Origin of the sequence: Natrarchaeobius oligotrophus, from assembly GCF_003841465.1 — an archaeon.
Taxonomy (GTDB): Archaea; Halobacteriota; Halobacteria; order Halobacteriales; family Natrialbaceae; genus Natrarchaeobius; species Natrarchaeobius oligotrophus.
Map to the genome: position 1 here is coordinate 109,246 of NZ_REFZ01000010.1, position 19,135 is coordinate 128,380.

The following is a 19,135-nucleotide window of genomic DNA, read 5'->3' on the forward strand; positions in this document are numbered from 1 at the left end:
ATGCAGTTCGCTACCCGGTTGCGATGGCGACGCCTCGGCGAGTCCGGTCGTTCATACGTTGAAATTGTGTACCGGCGATCGGCAGGATGGGGTCGCCGATCGGCGGTAAGACAACAGTCCCTGTCAGTTCCCGAATCGATTCTTCATATCGAGCGTCTCGACCAGTTCCAGGTTCCGGTCGATGCTGTCCATCTCCTCGCGGAACTCGACGTGACAGGTGTCGAGCATCACCTCGAGCAGGTCGTCGTAGGGCCAGTCGTACTGGCTGGGGCCGGTGACGTTGTTGTAGGTACAGGAGAACTTCTGGTTGGGATAGAGCGTCCGGTACAGATAGGGGTTGTTGTGCATCGCCAGCCGGATGCCGTACGCCGACAGCGGCGCGTCGGTTCCTTCGAAAACACCCGGTTTGGCGTCGTCCGGCAACGCTACCTCGATGACGTCGCGCTGTGGATGACCCACGGAGTAGTTCTTCCGCTGGGCGTTGTCGTAGGAGAACTGATCCAGCCCGGTGGCCTCCTTCGACGGGCCGACCCACCAGATGATCGTACCACACAGCAACAGCGGTACGTCGGTGAGGTTCTCGAAGACCAGCGCCATGTCGAACTGCCAGCCGTCACCGTGGAGTTCCGCGGTGGCCTCGAGCGGCGCGTTCGCCGTGAAGCCGTCGCCGAGGGACTCGCCCGTGAGCGGGTGGACCTTGTCGATGGTGGCGTCGATGATCGGATTGTCCGTGTTGGCGTACTGGCTGTCGCTGACGCCGTCGCTCCAGTCGTCGCGTTCGTGTGCCTGGTCGTGAACCAGATCGAACTCGTCGCCTCGCGGCCACTCGTCCTGGACGAACACCGACGGATCGTTCGTCGCCGAGACCGGATCCGTCTGGGCCGTGAGACCGCCGCTCCGTCCGCTTCCGTCGTTGAACGGGATGTCTTCGGTCTCTTCGGCCAGGCCCGCCAGCCACGCCATGATCCGCGCGGAGTTCTCTCGCGACACGCCGTCGTCGTCGAAGCGCTGGACCAACTCGAGTCCCCGGTCGCCGAGCGCGTCGAGTTCCATCGAGCCGTCCCCGGCGTTGCTCTCGATCGCGTCGACGTCGGCGCCGAACTCGGTGGCGTCCGGGTGCAACTCGTTCTCGAGTAGCCCGGGGACGCCGCCTTCGGACTCTCTCGGGAAGAAGATTCGGTCGTACTCCGGGTAGAACTCCTCGAGGGTGGTGTCGGCTGTGACGTCGCTCTCGGGGTCGTCCTCCTCGTCGACAGTAACGGTCGTCGAATCGGTGTCGGTTTCGTCGTCGACGTCGGTAACGGTGAGTTCGACCTCGTATTCGCCTTCCTCGTCGTAGGAGTGGGTGACGCTCTCGCCGCTCGCTTCCGTGCCGTCGCCGAGGTCCCACGCGTAGCTGTCGATCTCGCCGTCCGACCCGCTCGCGTCGAACTCGATCTCGTCGCCGGGTTCGGGGCTCGGGTCGCTGACGGAGAAGCTTGCGGTTACGTCTTCGTTACCGTTGTCATCTTCGTCGACCTCCTCCCAGGGACCCCACCCGTTCGCGCCGGGTTCGTCACCCTGCGTCCACCACTGGGCCTCCCATATCGAGCCGTCGTGGGTGACGCGGTCGCCGTCCGTGTAGACGACGTCGGGATCCCATTCGGGGTACTCCTCTGCACTGACCGTCCCGGTAACGCTGAGACCGGCCAGACCCAGAGAGAGTGTCGATGCGTTGTGCAGTATCGTTCGGCGTGTTCGTTTCATGATTGTGAGTTTCCGGGGTAGTAGCTCTCGTTCGTCGGAACGATCGTGCGCTCGGATGCGCCACCGTCCGTACCGAACGACGGCGTTCCGACCGGCATCGGACCGGCGAGCGTCGTCGTCCCCATCGTGGAATAGCAGGTGACGAGTTCTGACGAACTCGATCCCGTCGGTTGGTGGCCGCATACGTCGTGATCGTCGACCCGAGCACAGCGATGTTTTATCTTCAATATGGTAAAATAATTACGGTAAATGTAATTAGATCATTACATATTTCGCTAGCTTCTACTCGTTCCCTGGGGAACCGATGGCTCGACAGGGACGAAAACGCACGGTTCACCGCGGGCGGGCTCGTAACCGACGCGAAGCTGCGCGTCGGCTTACGGTTCTAATGCGTCGTTGACCGCGTCGACGAGCGTCTCGTTCGGATCGTGGCCCGACGCCCAGTACATCAGCGGATGGTCGTGTTCGGCAGCGTACTCGGCTTTGAGGCGGATCGACTCCTCGTCATCGTAGCCGAGCAGGTTCTCACCGTCGAACCGCCACGGCACCTTGGCCTCGGCGTCCCAGAATCGGTCGTAATCGTCGAACTGCTCCTGAATCTCCGGATACGACGGAACGGCACCGGCGTCGGAAAACGGCTGGAACAGTCCGTCGTTCTCGTCGCGTTCGACGCCCGCGTACTCCCGTCCGTAAAACGCCAGGCCGAGGACGAGGGCGCGTTTCGGCCACCCCTGGTCCAGCATGTACGTCATCGTGTTGTGGACCGACTTATCGGTCGGCGACTCCGGATTCGAGTACAACGGCGCGTTGTGATTTGTGTACTCGACCCAGTCCAGTCCGGGCGAGTGCATGTCGTAGGTCATCATCTTCGCGAAGTCGAGCACGTCGGCCAGAGCGTCGTGCTCGAGGATCTCGAGGTGTTCCTCGTGAGCCGAAAGCGCCGCCGTGAGGTAGTATTCGGTACCGTCCTCCGCGCCAGCGTCGTCGAACTGTCGTCGACACTCGGCCAGCAGCGCCGTGAAGTTCTCGGGGTCGTCGTCGTAGGAAATGAGATCGTCGGGACCGAACGGACCGGGATACTCCCAGTCGATGTCGATCCCGTCGAGGTCGTGTTCGCGCATGAGCTCGACGCACTCGCTCGCGAACCGTTCGCGACTCTCGGCGTCGGCCGCGGTCTGTGGGAATCCGTCGGAGTTGCCCCAGCCGCCGATCGACAACAACGTCACCGCGCCGTCGACGCCGCCGACGTCCCACGGTGCCGACACCGATCCGTCGGCCGAGACGTCACCGAACGTTTGGATGACGTGCGTGACCTTCTCGGCGGGCGCAGGGCCCGCGAACTCGTAGGCCATGACCGGGTGCTCTCCGCCAGGCCAGCCTTCGTCGTCCTCGTCGACCGTAACGACGGTTTCGGTGCTGTTCCGGTCACCGTCGATGCCGACGACGGTCAACGTGACGTCGTACTCACCCTCGTCCTCGTAGGTGTGGGTGACGACCTCGCCTTCGGTCTCGGTTCCGTCGCCGAGGCCCCACTCGTAGCGTTCGATCTCGCCGCTCGAGTCGGAGCCGTCGAGGGTGATTTCGTCGCCGGGATCGGGGCTCGCGTCGGAGACGTCGATCACGGCGTCCAGGTCGGGCTCGGCATCTTCGACCTCGTCCCAGGGCCCCCACTCGGTTTCTCCGGGCTCGTCGCCTCGGGTCCACCACCTGGCCTCCCAGATGGTTCCCTCGTGGACGACTCGGTCGCCGGACTCGTAGACCTCGTCCGGATCCCATTCGGGATACTTCGTGGCGACGCTGGTGGCACTAGCGCAGAGCAACAGTGCTGTTATTGACGATGCTGTACCGAGTACGGTACGTCGAGTTCGTTTCATAGTCGTGTTCGTGGTTCGAAGAGGGTGGATGAATTCGCAGGGACGTCGACCGAATCCGGAGCGAATTCGGCCGGTGTGATGCGAAGAGCACGCTCGTCTTCTCCTCAGATCAGCCGTCGATCGGAGTGCAGCTGATCGGCTCGGTCCCGACGAAACGCAGCCGGACGTCACGGTTGCACGTCTCGAACGCACCACGTCGAATCGGAGACGTGAGCCGCTCGAGTCGTCGTTGATTCCGCTTTGCTGAATCGGCCGACGCTCCCGCCCGCCGGGACCGCCGGCGAACTGTTCGGTCGGTTCAGATGTTCTGGAGGATGGTGTCGAGCAGCGTCTCGTTCCAGTCCTGGGCGAGTTCCCAGAACATCACGCCCTGCATGCCGCGTTCTTTGGCGAACTCGACTTTCGCCTCGATGGCGGCCTCGTCGTCGTAGCTGATGAAGATCCCCTCGTCCTCGTTGACGAGATAGGGGACCTCACCCATCTCGTGACGGTTGACCTCCCAGTCGTCGTCGTCGCGCATGTTCTCCTCGATGTCGCCGAAGTCGAACGCGCCGGTCGCGTCCTCGTCGTCCTCGAGGATGTGATGCCAGGTTCCCTCGGGGAGACCGCTGTAGTTCCCGCCGAGCTGGGGGGGACTCTGCCACTCGCCGACGGAGAAGCCGCGGCCGTAGAACGGCATGCCGAGCACGAGTTCGTCGTACTCCGCGGGGTCGGCCGGCGGATACTCCCACTGGCCGGGCCAGTAGCCCTCCTCGCCGTGGTTGCCCGCCCACAGCTCGTCGACTGAGTACTCCGCCCAGTACTGTTCGCCATCCGGGTAGACGTCACGGTCGTTCGTCGGATGCGTGTCGGGACCGTACAGCGGCGCGTTCAGGCCGATGGTGTCCATCCACTCGCCGGTGAAGTCGTAGGCCATGACGTACACCGAGTCGCAGATCTCGCCGATCTGATCGTGCCGGAGACCACCGGCGTTCCAGTCGGAACCGCCGTTTGCCACCGACAGGTAGTAGTACTGGCCGTCCTCGTCGGCCGCCTCGTCGAGCGCCTCGCGCAGGTCTTCGAGCAAGAGGACGTGAGTCTCGTAATCGTCGTCGTTGCCGCACTGGCACTGCCCCTGTTCGGGACCGGGGTGTTCCCAGTCGATGTCGACGCCGTCGAAGTTGTACTCGCGCATCAACTCGACGCAGTTCTGTGCGAACGTCTCGCGGGTGTCCGGATCCTCTGCGACGACGTGGAAGTCGTCGGACATGGTCCAGCCGCCGACCGAGAGGTGGAACCGACAGTCGACGTCGTCGGCCAGTTCCGCGAACTCCTCCAGGTTCTCCTCGTGGCTCTGGTGTGGAATGTCGAACTCCGTCTCGTCGTCCTCGGGCGGGAAGACGTTGCCCTGTGCGTCGAGATCGATGAACGCGTACAGGACGTCGGTCACCTTATCGAAGGGGATGTCGCTCGGATAGTAGTCCTGCTCCTCGTTGGCCTTCCAGCCGGGGTAGTAGCCGACGACCTTGAAGTCGTCGCCCGGCCCCTCGATCTCGTCGGTGACGGTCAGTTCGAGCGACGCGGTGTCGGTGTCGCCGTCGGCGTCGGTCACCGTGAGTTCGACGGTGTACTCGCCCGTCTCGTCGTACGAGTGGGTGACGACCTCGCCGGAGGCCTCGGTGCCGTCGCCGAGGTCCCACTCGTACTCCTCGATGTCGCCTTCGGAGCCGGAGCCGTCGAACTCGACCTCGTCGTCGACTTCGACGCGTGTTGCACTCGCCGCGACGTTCGCTTCCAGTTCCGGCGGCTCGGGATCCGATTCGACTTCGTCCCACGGACCCCACTGGCCGCCCTCGCCGGGTTCGTCGCCCTGGGTCCACCACCGGGCCTCCCAGATCGCCCCGTCGTGGACGACCCGGTCGCCGCCAGTGTAGACCGCGTCGGGATCCCATTCGGGATACTCCTGGTCCTGTGCTGCTACCACCGAACTCGCGCCGAGTCCGGCGAATAAAATCGATGCCTTCGATGCGTCGTTCAGTAGATCACGTCGTGATCGTTTCATCGGTGTCTGTTAGTCGCGTGTTCGTCAGTTGTCCGGTGCTGTACGATGGCCGCTCGTGCGAACGAGCGTCGGAGTCGGCGGTTCGAACGGCGTCAGCCGTTCAGGTTGTCCCAGAGCGTGCCGATGAGGTCACCCTCGTAGGTGTCTCCGCCGATGGCCCACAGCATCGTCCCCCCGTAGGGCGACTGCCGGAGCCACTGCATCTTGGCTTCCATCGACTCCTGGGATTCGTAGCTGATCATCTCCCGGCTGTCGGCGTTCCAGGCCCACGCGGCGACCGCGTCCTCGTCGTAGTAAACCTCCCAGTCGGGGCTGTCCAGGTCGACGGAGTTGCTCCCACCGCGGCCGTCGCCCTCGAGGTCGAACCACTCGAAGACGCCGCCAAGCTGGGAGCCGGGCTCGCCGAACGCCGGGTAGGAGCCGTCCATGCTGGCGTCCTCGCCTTCGCCCTCGAACTCCTGGAAAAGACCGTCGTCCTCGCCGGTGCCGACGTCGTCTTCGGGCGGCTGGACGTCGTCCCAGCTCCGGCCGTAGAACGGGACGGCCATGTTGAGCTGGTCGGGATCCCAGCCCTGTTCCTCCCAGTACTGGAGTGCGTACTCGGCGTTCCAGGCGTCTGCTTCCTCGAACGGATCGTCCGGGTTCGGCTTCAGCGGAGCGTGGTGGCGGGTCGTCTCCGACCAGATTCCCGCGTAGTCGAACGTCATCACCAGGATGAAGTCCAGAAGCTCCGAGAGCTTCTCGTGCTCGAGTCCGTCGTTGCCGTCCTCGACGCCTTCGACGACGTCGGGGTTGGCCGAGACCGCAGCGGTGAGCTCGTAGGGCTCGTCGCGACCGACCTCCTGGGCGTGCTCGTCCAGGCGCTCGCGCACCGTCTCGCAAAGCAACGTAAAGCGCTCCTGGTCGCCCTCGCGGACGATGTTGCCGTCGCTCGGACAGACGCTGGCGGGTTCCTCGGCGTCTTCGGACGTACAGCCGCCGCCGCCGGGGAACTCCCAGTCGATGTCGATGCCGTCCAGATTGCCCCGCTCGATCCACTCGATGCAGTCCTCGGCAAAGCGCTCCCGGTTCTCCTGGGTCAGCGCCGCGTCGGAGAAGTACCGCGAGTCGCCCCAGCCGCCGATCGACAGGACGAACTTGGTGTCGTCGTGCTCGGCGGCGTGTTCGGCGAAGGTTCCGCCCTCGACGCCCTGCCACTCCTCCTCGGCCCAGAAGGCCTGCTGGCCGTGGGAGTCGCCGACGAGGTTGACCGAGCCGTCCGACTCGGGACGGGCGAACGCGTACTGCACGTGCGTGACCTGGTCGTAGGGGATGTCCGCCGGCACGAAGTCGCGGTCGTACTGCGCCCACTGGCGGTAGTACGCGACGACGCGCTTTTCGTCCGACGATGGACGGCCTGCCGTGATCCTGATCGAGTCGGTGTCGGTGTCGCCGTCTGCGTTCTCGACGGTCAGCGTCACGTCGTACTGGCCTTCGTCGAACGAGTGCGTGACGACCTCACCGCTTGCCTCCGTTCCGTCGCCGAACTCCCACTCGTAGGATTCGATCTCGCCTTCGGAGTCGGAGGCGTCGAACTCGACTTCGTCTCCGGGGTCCGGGAACTGATCGCTGACGGAAAACGACGCGGTCGGTCCCTCGGGCGGTTCCGGTTCGGGACCGTTGTGCTCTTCGATTTCCTCCCAGGGTCCCCACTCGTTTGCACCGGGTTCGTCGCCCTGGGTCCACCACTGGGCCTCCCAGACGTAGCCCTCGTAAATGACCCGATCACCCCCCGTGTATACGGTGTCGGGGTCCCACTCGGGATACTCGTCGCTCTCGGCAGCGACGGCACCGCTGGCTCCGATTCCGGCCAGTAGCGCGGACAGTTTCGTTGCGTTACTCAGAACGGTTCGGCGTGTTCGTTTCATTGATTATCGGTCCTCAGTGTCGATCTTCGAGTGCCGCATTCCGCTGCGGCCATTCGAGTATACTGGATCATGCTATAAAATATTATTCTAGCTTGTTAGATAATTTTAGTAGCTATCTTTCAAATGTTATCTAATTCACAATAGATCCCTAACATTTTGATGGACCGAAAGACGGCGTCTCGGTCACGGCTGACACGAAAGCCGAAATGCAACGAACGAACTGTTTCCCTTATCGGGCTAGCAGTTTCAAGCACCACGGTTCGGTGTCATCATCCGACACGCTGTTCGAGTGACCGACAACCCACGAGACCGCACGCGACCACCGGGGCCGTAGACCATTCCTGTCATGCTACATCACCCCATACGTTGTTCGGGTATCTCCCATACCGTAATAAATTTATTGGTTCTCTAAACGATAATATAATATTTTTCGGTGCCGATCGATCGTCGTGTTGAATACGACGGAGAAATTCGATCGGAAAAACGAGACGGAATGGGACGTATCCGGGGTACCGAAAGTGCGGTCGACGCGTCAGCGAAAATACTCTCGTGACGGCGTGATCAAGCCGTCTCGGCAGGGCTGCTGGTTTCGGGGACCGAGGTCGAATCGATCGGTTCGTCGCTGTGTTTGATCGCGTCGCCGGTTTCGGCGTCGAACAGGTGCATCTTCGCGGCCGGTACGTGCATGTACAGCCGATCGCCGGCACTTGCACCCGTTTTCCCGTCGGTCGTGACCGTCACCGACTCGCCGCCGATGTCGAGATAGACGTTCGTCACGTCACCCATCGGCTCCGTGACGGTAACCTCCGTCTCGATGAGCCGATCGGGTTCGCCGTGGGTCTCGGGCGTATCCGTGAGTTCGATGTGTTCGGGTCGGATTCCAAGCACGAGATTCGGCGAGTCGATCTCGGCCGCTACCGAATCGGACACCGGGAGCGTAAACATCGAATTTCGTAGCGCTCCGTTCTCGAGGTCGGCCTCGACGGTGAGGAAGTTCATCGGCGGCGAGCCGAGGAAGCCGGCGACGAACTGGTTCGCCGGCCGGTGGTAACACTCGAGTGGCGTCCCGACCTGTTGGAGCTGTCCGTCGTTGAGGACGACGATGCGGTCGCCCATCGTCATCGCTTCCGTCTGGTCGTGGGTGACGTACACCGTCGTCACGTCCAGTTCGTTCTGTAGCTGTTGAAGCTCCGTGCGCATCTGTGCACGAAGCTTGGCGTCGAGATTCGACAGCGGCTCGTCCATCAGGAACACCTCCGGATCGCGCACGATCGCCCGACCGAGCGCAACGCGCTGTTGTTGACCGCCAGACAGCGCCTTCGGTTTGTCCTCGAGCAGTTCCTCGATACCCATCATTTCGGCGGTGTCCTCGACGCGTTCGTTGATCTCTTCTTTCGAGAGATCCGTCGACATCTTGAGCCCGAAGGCCATGTTCTCTCGCGCAGTCATGTGCGGGTACAGCGCGTAGTTCTGAAACACCATCGCGATGTCGCGCTCTTTCGGTTTCTGGTCGGTGACGTCTTCGTCGTCGAACTGGATCGATCCTCCGGTCACCGTCTCCAGACCGGCCACACAGCGAAGCGTCGTCGACTTCCCACAACCGGAGGGACCGACGAAGACGACGAATTCTCCGTCGTCGATGGCGAGATTCAGATCGTCGACCGCGACGATCGACCCGCCGGGCGAGTTGTACTCCTTCGTCAGATTATCGATGATGACACGGCTCATTTGTACTCATCTGGTTCGCGCGCATATTTATAACTACCTAACCAGATACGATCCGAATCGAACTCGACGAATGTTTCGAGTAAGAGAATCAAGACACAGTGTATTTCTCTTTACGCACGCGCGTGCTAAGAATGCAAAGGCGGTCAGCCACAAAGGCGGTCAGCCACACCGATGGACGAAACGAAACCGAGACGAAAAGCCCGACCGCTTACTGCTTGACGCTGCCCTCCGTCAGCCCCTCGACGATCGGCTTCTGGAAGAGGACGAACAGGACGAGGATGGGTGCCGTCGCCACGGTCGACGCCGCCATCATCTCACCCCAGTACGCCGTCGTCTGCGTCTCGAAGCTCTGAATGCCGATCGCAAACGGCGTCACGTCGCCACTTGCGAGAATCGACGCGAACAGCACCTCGTTGAAGGCGACGAGGAAGACGAACATTCCGGTCGCCGCAATTCCCGGTGCGGCCATCGGGAGAATAATGCGGACGAGCGCCTGTATTCGCGAACAGCCGTCGACCCGTGCCGCCTCCTCGACGGAGTCAGGGATCGTGTCGAAAAAGCCCCTGAGCATCCAAATTGCGACGGGAACGGTGAACGTCGTGTAGACGAAGATGATTCCGTGGTAGGTGTTGACCATCGGGAATCCGATGTTGTTCTGGATCCAGATGAACATCAGGTACATCGGGAGCAGGATGAGAATACCCGGGATCATCTGCGTCCCGAGCAGGGCACCGCCAACGGCCCCCTTCCCGGGGAACCGGTACTTCGAGAAGGCGTACCCGCCCAGGCAGCCGACCACGAGGGCGAATCCGGTCGTCGTCATAGCGATGACGAGACTGTTGATGAAGTAATCTAACACCGGGAATCGGCCCCACATGGTGACGTAGTTCTCGTAGTGGAGAATTTCGAGGAGAATCACGGGGTCCTGAACGATCAACGGAATCTCCGAGAGTTCGATCGGCAGCAGTTGCGGGTCTGCGGCCGTAATTTCGGTTCGAGTCCGGAAACTCGAGATGATCATCCAGTAGATGGGAAACAGCGCGAACAGCAACAGACAGCCTAGAATTCCTCTCGAGAGGAGGTCGAACAGCTGGTCTTTGGCGGACGGCGAGAGCCGCAGTTCGTCGGGAATCATTCGTCACCCTCCGTGAAGTCGTCGTCGAAAAGATATTTGTAATAGATCATCGCCATCGTCATCGCGATGATAAAGAGGACCACGCTCATCGCGGCCCCTCGCCCGAACTGGTAGTTCGAGAAGGCGAACTCGTAGATGTACAGAATACCGACCTGGCCCGAACGTGGCGGCTGTGCGCCCAGCAAGACGTACGGTGCGGTGAAGTTGATCATCGTCCACAGCATCACCAGCAACACGACGACGGCTGAAACCGGCTTTAGCTGCGGGAACGTGATGTAGCGGAACTTCTCCCACCGGCCGGCACCGTCGATAGACGCGGCCTCGTACAGCTGTTCGGGAATTCCCTGGAGGCCTGCGTAGAGCATGATCATGACAAGCGGAAACTGCGTCCAGGAGTGGGTGAGGACGAGCGTCCAGATGGCGTTGTCACCGATCAACCAATAGATCGGCTCGTTGATGAGACCGATCGAGAGCAGAATGTTGTTGATGATTCCGCTCTGTTGCTGGAACATCATCCGCCAGATGAGCAGCGTGACGACGACCGGAGCGACCCACGGGAGCAACAGGAGGGTCCGCGCCACGAATCGCCCTTTGAATTGCTGGTTGAGGACCAGCGCTGCCGTCAGTCCGAGGACGTACGTCACCACGAGCGACCCGACCGCGAAGATGACCGTCTGACGGATCGAGAACCAGAATCGACTGCCAACGACGGTGCCCGGGTCGAGCACGTCGAAGTAGTTCTCGAGCCCGACGAGCGGCGCTCTGTGCCACTGTTGGGCGTAGGTCGAGTTGACGCCCATAAAGCTGATGAGCGTACCCCAGATGATCGGGAGAAAGTGAATAATACACATCATCGCAAGCCCCGGAGCGAGGAGCTTGTACGCAAAGCGCTGTTCTTCGGATAGCCGACTGTAAAACGGGAGGTAGTTCCCGAATTGCACGTCGGCTAGTCGTCTTCGAAACTGTCTCGTCGTACTCGCCATAACAGTTATCTGGGTTGAGTTGGATTAATGTTTTTCGCTCTCGGGAGCGCCAGGACGTGATCGACCGCCGAAGCTGTCGTCCGGACGACGACAGGACGCGACTGGTGGTCGGCGACCCGAACAAAGCGTAGAGCGCACAGTGCGATCCCGGCAGGGATAGCTGGGACGCCCGTTTCGACTACAGCGTCTGGTGTGCGACTTCGGCAGCGTCGTCGAGGACATCCTCGACGTCTCCCTCTTCGAGGTCGCCGGTCACGGCGTTCTGGATGACCTCGGCGACGGCTCTGTTGAGTTCGCCCTCGATCTCGCCCCAGCCGAGCACCTGCGGGTACGTCTGTGCAACCGGGAAAACGTCCTCGTTGAACGCCTCGTACAGATCGTGGTCGAAGTACTCGGTGTCGAATCCGTCGGGGTTAGTCGGCAGGAATCCGATCGTACTCGAAATTTCGGCGTTGGGTTCGGCGCGCAGCAGGTAGTCGATCCACTGTGCGGCCGCCTCGGGTTCGTCGGTCCACGGGTGGATGCCGAGCAGTTCCATACCGAAGAACGTGCCGCCGTCGCCGTCGGGACCGACCGGCGGGGCGGAGATCGAGAGGTCGTCCAGCGACTGGCCGTCCTCATCTTCGTACGCGCCGACCGTTCCGAGGGCGTCGACCGTGCTGGCCATCTGTCGGCCCGCGAACGCGCCGTTGATGTCGGCTGCGGCCCACTCGACCGTCTCCGACGGCATCACGTCGTACTCCTGGTACAGATCGGCGTAGAACTCGAGTGCCTGGACCCCCTCCTCGTTGTGGAACGCCGGCTCGGAGTAGTCGTCGGTGAGCAACTGTCCGCCGCTCTGCCAGAGGAACATCGCGAAGTTCCGCATGGGCTCGAAGTCCGACCCCATCAGTGCGAAGTAGTGGTTATCACCGTCGTAGGCCTGTGCCTGATCGACGAGGTCGTCCCAGTCGTCGGGATGTCCGTCGACGCCGCCATCCTCGACCTCTTCGTCGATCTGCTGCCACGCGCGCGGCCCCCAGAACCACGGGATGCCCACGATGTCACCCTGGAACGTCGCGACGTCCATCGCACCCTCTTCGAACATGCCGGTGTCCGGGATGTGATCGACGACCTCGTCGGACTCCAGGTCCATCCAGCCGCCCGCATCGGCCTGTTCCGGAATCCACGTCGACGCGATCTCTTGAACGTCAGGGCCGGTCTGGCTCGTGATGTCGCTCAAAAGCGTCTCCTGAGCCTCACCCCATCCGACGAACTCGAACTCCACGTGGATTCCGGTCTCCTCTTCGAAGATTTCGGCGTGTTCTTCGAAGTACTCTTCGGCACCGGGAGCATCCATGTACCGCGTTTCGATCGTCGTCGGCCCATCGTTGTCTCCGCCGATACACCCCGCAAGACTGAATGCAGTCGCTGCACCTGTCGTTGCAAGCACCTTCCGCCGGGTATGACGTCTCATAGCTAAGCCTCACCCCCGTATTGTGACACATTATACATAACTTTTTCCAAAAATGCACGAGGTAAGCGCTGGAGCAAATCGGACGGGTTCCGAGCGAAAACGACGGAGGGACAAACCCAGAGCGAACGGCAGCAGCGCGACCGAAATCCGGCGATAGTGGGTGAATATATAATGGATCGTCACGAACACCCTGCTATGCAAATCACCGACTACGAACTGTTCGAAGTTCCGCCCCGCTGGCTCTTTCTGAAGATCGAGACCGACGCCGGCGTCGTCGGGTGGGGGGAGCCGATCGTCGAAGGGCGAGCGCGAACCGTGCGCACCGCCGTCGAAGAGGTGATGAACAGCTATCTGGTGGGGAAGGATCCGCACAACATCGAGGATCACTGGCAGGCGATGTACCGGGGCTGTTTCTACAGAGGTGGACCAGTTCTGATGAGCGCGATCGCGGGCATCGATCAGGCGCTCTGGGACATCAAAGGAAAGAGCTTCGACGTTCCCGTCTACGAGCTGCTGGGTGGGCAGACTCGAGATCGGATCCGCGTCTACCAGTGGATCGGCGGCGATCGCGTCACCGAGATCGGAGCCGAGGCGAAACAGCTGGCCGACGCCGGATACACCGCGTTGAAGATGGACGCGTCGAACCAGATGCGCCACCTCGAGCCTCCCGAAGCGGTCGGCGACGTCGTCGAACGCGTCCGTCACGTTCGCGACGTAGTTGGAGACGGAATGGACATCGTCGTCGATTTCCGGGGACGCATCTCGAAATCGCTCGCCAAGCGGGTCATCGCGGCGCTCGAGGAGTTCGATCTGCTGTTCGTCGAAGAGCCCGTGCTTCCGGAGAACCTCGAGTATCTGCCGACGCTCGCCGAGCGAACGAACGTCGCGATGGCGACGGGTGAACGACTCTACTCCCGGTGGGATTTCAAACCGCTGTTCGCGCGGGGCGGCGTCGACGTGATTCAGCCGGACGTCTCTCATGCTGGCGGAATCTCGGAGCTGGTCCGAATCGCCGCGATGGCAGAGACCCACGACGTCGCCGTTGCACCGAACTGTCCACTCGGTCCGATCGCGCTCGCCGCGTCGCTGCAGGTGAGCGCGTACATTCCGAATCTTCTCGTACAGGATCACGGGTTCGACATCTACCCGGCACCGAAAAGCGCCGCGGACCACTACCTCCACGACTCGTCGGTGTTCGAGTTCGTCGACGGATACCTCTCTCCGCTCGACGGTGCCGGTCTCGGCCTCGAAATCGACGAATCAGCCGTTCGAAAGCGATCACGCCAGGAACTCGACTGGTCGAACCCGATCTGGCGACACGAAGACGGCAGTATCGCCGAGTGGTAATCCGTCTCGGAGTCGAACTCCGAAGCCTCGCATCGTCTCGCTGTTTTATCGTGGAGACGGCTAGCGCCGTTACACTCCCTGCGTGCGTGTACGTCGCGCGTCGATTCCGCTGTGGTCGCTTTCGGCGACCGCGTCGGCCGGAGAACCCGTCCGCTCGCCGCGGCGTTTCGGTAGGAGAAACAGCGGCGGAAATAGAAGGGAACGCCGACGAACCGCCGCTCGCGCCCCGTATGCGTGAAGTTATCATTCATGCCAGTGACGTCGCCGCCGCGATCATTCGCCACCTCGTCCGAACGATTTTTTCGGAGTACGAAACAAAAGCGCGCATTGCGCCCGATTATCACGCTCGAACCGAGAGTCAATTACAGCCGTACAGCTGTAATATACGGTCGTAATTCGGCTGTGTTTCGGCTATCGAAACGCCAGTGTCACGACGGTGTGGACTCGAACGTCGCGAGACGAACCGAACGAACCGGATCTGAACGAATACGCGTCCGACGACCGATCAGCCCAGGTACTCGTCGGCCTGCTCGTGGAGCGGGACGAACCCTTCGGCGCTCGCGGCCCCCGTTCGTTTCCCGAGCGTGGCGTCCTCGGCTGCGACGCCCTCGATGAGGTTGTCGAACTCCGCATCGATGCCGCCGTGTTCCTCGAGGAACTCGACCTGTGACTCGTGGTGGTCGATAGCCGCGGCCTTTCGGTCTTCGTAGCCGGAGACGTCGACGAACACCGTCGGCTCGAACGACGACGTCGGCTTTCCAAAGAAGTAGACGTTGTCGGGATCGGACGGCTCGTGGTCCGTTTCGACCAGCGGGAGCGAGGACATGTAGTAGGCGTCGGTCACGAGGCGAGACGTCACCCGGTGGTCGGGGTGCAGGTCCTCACGGTAGTGAGTCAGGATGAGGTCCGGATCGTGTTCGCGGATCGTCTCGACGATCGCGAGGCGGTTCTCGAGGGAGTACTCGATGCGCCCGTCCTCGAAGCCGAGAAACGTCACGTCGGTCGCGCCGAGTTCCGCTCCCGAGCGGCGAGCTTCCTCGGCTCTCGTCTCCGCGATCGCGGCTTCGTTCTCGTCGAAACCACCGTACTCGCCTTTCGTCATGTGCGCGATCGTAACGGTATCCCCGCGGTCTGCGTGTTTCGCCAGCGTCCCCCCACAGAAGATATCTGCGTCGTCGGGATGTGCAACGATTGCTAACAACTCCATGTGCAACAGCCACATCGAAACGGATCTATTTCAGGATAACGGACCGTCCCGGCCGAACGTCCACGGAGCGGTCACTCGAGCGCGGAGGTGAGCATCCGACTCGCGCTGAGTAACAGTCCCGGAATGTTCTCTTCGAACCGCTTTCCCGAAAGCTCGTCCGCCTGGCCGGAGACGTAGACGGCGGAGACGAAGTCGTCGGTCCGCAGGCTGACGGCGACGCTGTTGACGTCCGGGAACTGCTCCTGGCGATCGAGCGAGAAACCGCGCTCGCGGATGCGATTGAGCTCCATCGAGAGCTCGTCGCGATCGGTGATGGTGTGGTCGGTCAGCGCCGGACAGGTCTCGAGGATGGAATCGATCCGTCGCTCGGGTAGCTCCGCGAGAATCGCTTTTCCGGCGGCGCTGCAGTGGAGGTAGCGCGTGTTGTACGCGGGGAACGTCCCGCTGTAGTACTGGTCAGCACAGTAGACGTCGATCGCGACGCCGTCTCGCTCGACGACGAGACCCGCGACCTCGTTTGCCATCTCCGCCAGCTCGTCGACCGGATCGCGAACGGTCCGGATCAGCTCGTTGTTCCACTCGAGCCGGCGAGCACAGTCGAGCAATCGAATCGACGGTCGGTACCGACTCTCGACTTTCTCGGCGTATCCGAGGGAGACGAGCGTGTTCACGTGTTTGTACGCCGTACTCTTGGTCACGTCGGTCCGGGACGCGATCTCGGTGACGCCCACCGGCCGTGGCGCGTCGACGAGCACGTGCAGTACCGAGAACGACCGAACGGTCGCTTCGATCGCTTCCCCCTCCGTTTGCGTACTCATACCGCGGGCTTCGGATCGAACCGATATCAGTGTTTCCCAGATCGAAACGGCAGCGGAACCGAACTTTTTTATTCACTATGCACTGAATGGACTCCATGGACAGGGCTGTCGAAGTCAAATCTATCTACGAAGAGCTAGGCGTCCCCGCTGTGGTCAATGCGACCGGAACGAAAACGCGAATCGGCGGAAGCCGCATCCGCAGCGAAGCGATCGACGCGATGAAACGAGCCGGCGACTCTTTCGTTCGAATCTCCGATCTACAGGCCGAAGCCAGCGAACGAATCGCCGAGGTGACCGGCGCGGAAGCGGGATACGTGACGAGCGGTGCATCCGCAGGGCTCCTGCTCAGCGCCGCCGCTGCACTCGCCGGCCGCGACGTCCACCGGATGGACCTCCTTCCCGAGACGACCGGCTTCGCCGACGAGATCGTCATGCCCCGAACGCACCGAACCGGCTACGACCACGCGTTCCGGGCCGCCGGCGCGACGATCGTCGACGTCGGCACCAACGACAGACACCTCGGCACCGGCGCGACGAACGTCGAACCCTGGGAGATCGACCGCGCGATCACCGACGAGACGGCCGCGGTCGGCTACGTCCAGAAACCCTACACCGAACCCCCCCTCGAGGTGGTCGCGGAGATCGCCCACGACCACGGCGTCCCCGTCATCGTCGACGCCGCGGCGGAACTGCCGCCGGCGGAGAACCTCACTCGGTTCGTCGAGGAGGGGGCGGATCTGGTGGTCTTCAGCGGCGGAAAGGCGATCAGGGGACCCCAGACGACGGGTATCGTCGCCGGCCGGCGGGATCTCATCGAGTCCATCGCGTTGCAACACCTCGATATGCACGCCGCACACGACGTCTGGAATCCGCCCGAAACGCTGATCGACAGCGATCGGCTCGGCTGCGTTCCGCGTCAGGGGATCGGCCGCTCGATGAAAGTCGGAAAAGAAGAGCTCGTCGGCATCATCGTCGCACTCGAGGCCTTCCTCGAGGAGGACCACGCGGCAAACGCTCGAGCGTGGCGTCGGGACGCGGACCGAATCGCGGACGAACTCGCGGCGGTCGACGGATTCCAGACGCACGTAACCGACGGAAACGACGTCGCGGTCGCACCGGAGGTCGTCGTCCGCGTCGACCCGAGCGAAACCGGCGTCTCGGCGACGGAGCTCGTTCGAGCGCTTCACGACGAGAATCCGCGCGTGTTCGTCGGAACCGATCGACTCGACGAAGGAATACTCACGATCAATCCGATGTGTCTCGACGACGAGGAGGCGGAGTACGTCGTCGGACGGATCAGCGACCACGTCGAGTCCGCTAGCTGAGAGCGAACGCGGGCCGTGGAATCGAACGATCGGTCGAGTTGGTGAACCGGAAAACCGGCCGAACTGGTGAACCGAAACCTACATTATCGACGCGGGAAATCATCTAGTTGGTTATGAAAGAGGTATCTACAGCCGACGCACCGCCGAGCATCGGACCGTTTTCGCAGGGACTCGTCGACGACGGAACGGTGTACGTCTCCGGACAGGGGCCGATCGATCCCGAAACGGGCGACATCGTCGGCGACGACATCGAAGCGGAGACCCACCGGACGATGAAAAACATCGGCGCCGTCCTCGAGGCCGCGGGTAGTTCGCTCGACGACGTCGTGAAGGCGACCGTCTTCGTCCAGGACATGGACAACTACGACGCGATCAACGGCGTCTACGAGAGCTACCTCAGCGAGCCCTACCCCGCACGAAGCGCCGTCCAGGTCGAGGATCTGCCGGTCGACATCGGGGTCGAAATCGAAGTCATCGCACGGGTCAGCCAATGAGAGCAGTCGCCGTCAAGGCGGGAGCGAGTTCGCCGGAAGTCGTCGAGATCGACGCTCCCGAGCCCGACGACGGGGAAGCGTTGATGCGAACGCTTCGAGTCGGGATCGACGGCACCGACTTCGAGGTACTCAAAGGCACCCACGGCGGCTTTCCCGAGGGCGACGACTACCAGATACTCGGCCACGAGGCCGTCGGCGTCGTCGAAGATCCCAACGGTACCGACCTCGAGGAGGGACAGCTCGTCGTGCCGACGATCCGTCGACCGCCGGCCGGCTCGAACGAGTACTTCGAACGCGGCGAACCGGATATGGCTCCGCCCGGGACGTACCTCGAACGGGGGATCGACGGCGCACACGGGTTCATGTCGGAGTACTTTACCAGCCCCGCCGAGTACCTGGTCCCGATTCCGGCGGCGTTCGCCGAAACCGGAATCCTCGTCGAACCGATGAGCAACACCGTCAAGGCGCTCGAACACTCGTTCTCCTCGCGTTCGGTGTTCGACTGGAATCCCGAAACGGCGCTCGTACTCGGCAACGGCCCACTCGGGCTGTTGACGCTGGCGATGCTCGATTCGACGGTCGAGCGGTCGTACTGTCTCGGCCGCCGGGATCGACCCGATCCGACGATCGACATCATCGAAGACCTCGAAGCCACCTACGTCGACTCGAGGGAAACCCCCGTCACCGAGTTCGCCGACGTCCACGAACCCGCCGATCTGGTCTACGAGGCGACGGGATACGCGAAACACGCCTACGAGACCGTCGACGCACTCGCACCGAACGGCGTCGGCGTCCTCCTCGGTATCCCGGACGACTGGACGTTCGAGATCGACGGCGGGCGACTCCACCGCGAGCTCGTCCTCGAGAACAAGGCGCTGCTGGGCAGCGTCAACTCACACCTTCGCCACTTCGAGTCCGCAAAGGAGTCGCTCGATCGACTGCCGGACTGGTTCCTCGATCGGATCATCACCGACGTGTTCACGCCCGAAGAGGTCGACCAGGCGTTCGAGGGTGGCGACGATCGGATCAAGACGGTCATCGAATTCGGCACCCGCTAACGCCCCGCCGGGCGTC

At 62.3% G+C, this 19,135-nt stretch carries 14 protein-coding genes; 4 read left to right on the plus strand and 10 right to left on the minus strand.

Annotated features, from left to right (window positions below; genetic code table 11):
* Positions 1–123: 123 nt before the first annotated feature.
* The 8 genes from EA472_RS14830 to EA472_RS14865 all read right to left on the minus strand — a co-directional run bounded on the left by EA472_RS14830 (position 124) and on the right by EA472_RS14865 (position 12,870).
* Entirely contained in the window at positions 124–1,746 is a 1,623-nt protein-coding gene (locus EA472_RS14830; RefSeq protein ID WP_124192297.1) for a PKD domain-containing protein, read from the minus strand.
* 377 nt (positions 1,747–2,123) lie between these two features.
* On the minus strand, positions 2,124–3,566 hold the full coding sequence (locus tag EA472_RS14835; protein WP_207891169.1) for a glycosyl hydrolase family 18 protein: 1,443 nt from the start codon (positions 3,564–3,566) through the stop codon (positions 2,124–2,126).
* 352 nt (positions 3,567–3,918) lie between these two features.
* Complete coding sequence (locus tag EA472_RS14840; protein ID WP_124192299.1) at positions 3,919–5,661, minus strand: glycosyl hydrolase family 18 protein; 1,743 nt, start codon at positions 5,659–5,661, stop codon at positions 3,919–3,921.
* A 92-nt stretch (positions 5,662–5,753) separates the two neighbouring features.
* A complete protein-coding gene (locus tag EA472_RS14845) occupies positions 5,754–7,568 on the minus strand; it encodes a glycosyl hydrolase family 18 protein (RefSeq protein ID WP_124192300.1) in 1,815 nt (604 codons plus the stop codon).
* 561 nt (positions 7,569–8,129) lie between these two features.
* Positions 8,130–9,296 carry an ABC transporter ATP-binding protein gene (locus EA472_RS14850; RefSeq protein WP_124192301.1) on the minus strand — a complete coding sequence of 389 codons (1,167 nt, stop codon included), beginning with the start codon at positions 9,294–9,296 and terminating at the stop codon, positions 8,130–8,132.
* Positions 9,297–9,504: 208 nt separating this feature from the next.
* The gene (locus tag EA472_RS14855) at positions 9,505–10,431 is read right to left on the minus strand and encodes a carbohydrate ABC transporter permease (RefSeq protein WP_124192302.1); all 927 of its coding nucleotides are present in this window, start codon (positions 10,429–10,431) and stop codon (positions 9,505–9,507) included.
* Positions 10,428–11,414 carry a carbohydrate ABC transporter permease gene (locus EA472_RS14860; RefSeq protein ID WP_124192303.1) on the minus strand — a complete coding sequence of 329 codons (987 nt, stop codon included), beginning with the start codon at positions 11,412–11,414 and terminating at the stop codon, positions 10,428–10,430. Before EA472_RS14860 ends, EA472_RS14855 begins: the two co-directional genes overlap by 4 nt.
* Before the next feature lie 178 nt (positions 11,415–11,592).
* Positions 11,593–12,870, minus strand: a complete 1,278-nt coding sequence (locus tag EA472_RS14865) for an extracellular solute-binding protein (RefSeq protein ID WP_124192304.1) — start codon at positions 12,868–12,870, stop codon at positions 11,593–11,595.
* 195 nt (positions 12,871–13,065) lie between these two features.
* Here EA472_RS14865 and dgoD point away from each other — a divergent pair, with 195 nt between their 5' ends.
* Positions 13,066–14,217 (plus strand): galactonate dehydratase, encoded by a 1,152-nt coding sequence (dgoD, locus tag EA472_RS14870; RefSeq protein ID WP_124192305.1) that lies wholly within the window; start codon positions 13,066–13,068, stop codon positions 14,215–14,217.
* Positions 14,218–14,722: 505 nt separating this feature from the next.
* Here dgoD and EA472_RS14875 read toward each other — a convergent pair.
* Together EA472_RS14875 and EA472_RS14880 are read right to left on the minus strand one after the other, a co-directional pair.
* On the minus strand, positions 14,723–15,424 hold the full coding sequence (locus tag EA472_RS14875; RefSeq protein WP_124192306.1) for a PIG-L deacetylase family protein: 702 nt from the start codon (positions 15,422–15,424) through the stop codon (positions 14,723–14,725).
* Positions 15,425–15,495: 71 nt separating this feature from the next.
* A complete protein-coding gene (locus tag EA472_RS14880; protein WP_124192307.1) occupies positions 15,496–16,242 on the minus strand; it encodes an IclR family transcriptional regulator in 747 nt (248 codons plus the stop codon).
* 95 nt (positions 16,243–16,337) lie between these two features.
* On the opposite strand from EA472_RS14880, the gene EA472_RS14885 reads away from it, so the two are divergent.
* The 3 genes from EA472_RS14885 (at position 16,338) to EA472_RS14895 (ending at position 19,119) form a co-directional block, all read left to right on the plus strand.
* Positions 16,338–17,567 carry an aminotransferase class V-fold PLP-dependent enzyme gene (locus EA472_RS14885; protein ID WP_124192308.1) on the plus strand — a complete coding sequence of 410 codons (1,230 nt, stop codon included), beginning with the start codon at positions 16,338–16,340 and terminating at the stop codon, positions 17,565–17,567.
* A 113-nt stretch (positions 17,568–17,680) separates the two neighbouring features.
* Positions 17,681–18,061, plus strand: a complete 381-nt coding sequence (locus EA472_RS14890) for a RidA family protein (RefSeq protein ID WP_124192309.1) — start codon at positions 17,681–17,683, stop codon at positions 18,059–18,061.
* On the plus strand, positions 18,058–19,119 hold the full coding sequence (locus EA472_RS14895; protein ID WP_124192310.1) for a glucose 1-dehydrogenase: 1,062 nt from the start codon (positions 18,058–18,060) through the stop codon (positions 19,117–19,119). The genes EA472_RS14890 and EA472_RS14895 overlap by 4 nt, the downstream gene beginning before the upstream one ends.
* Positions 19,120–19,135: the final 16 nt, after the last annotated feature.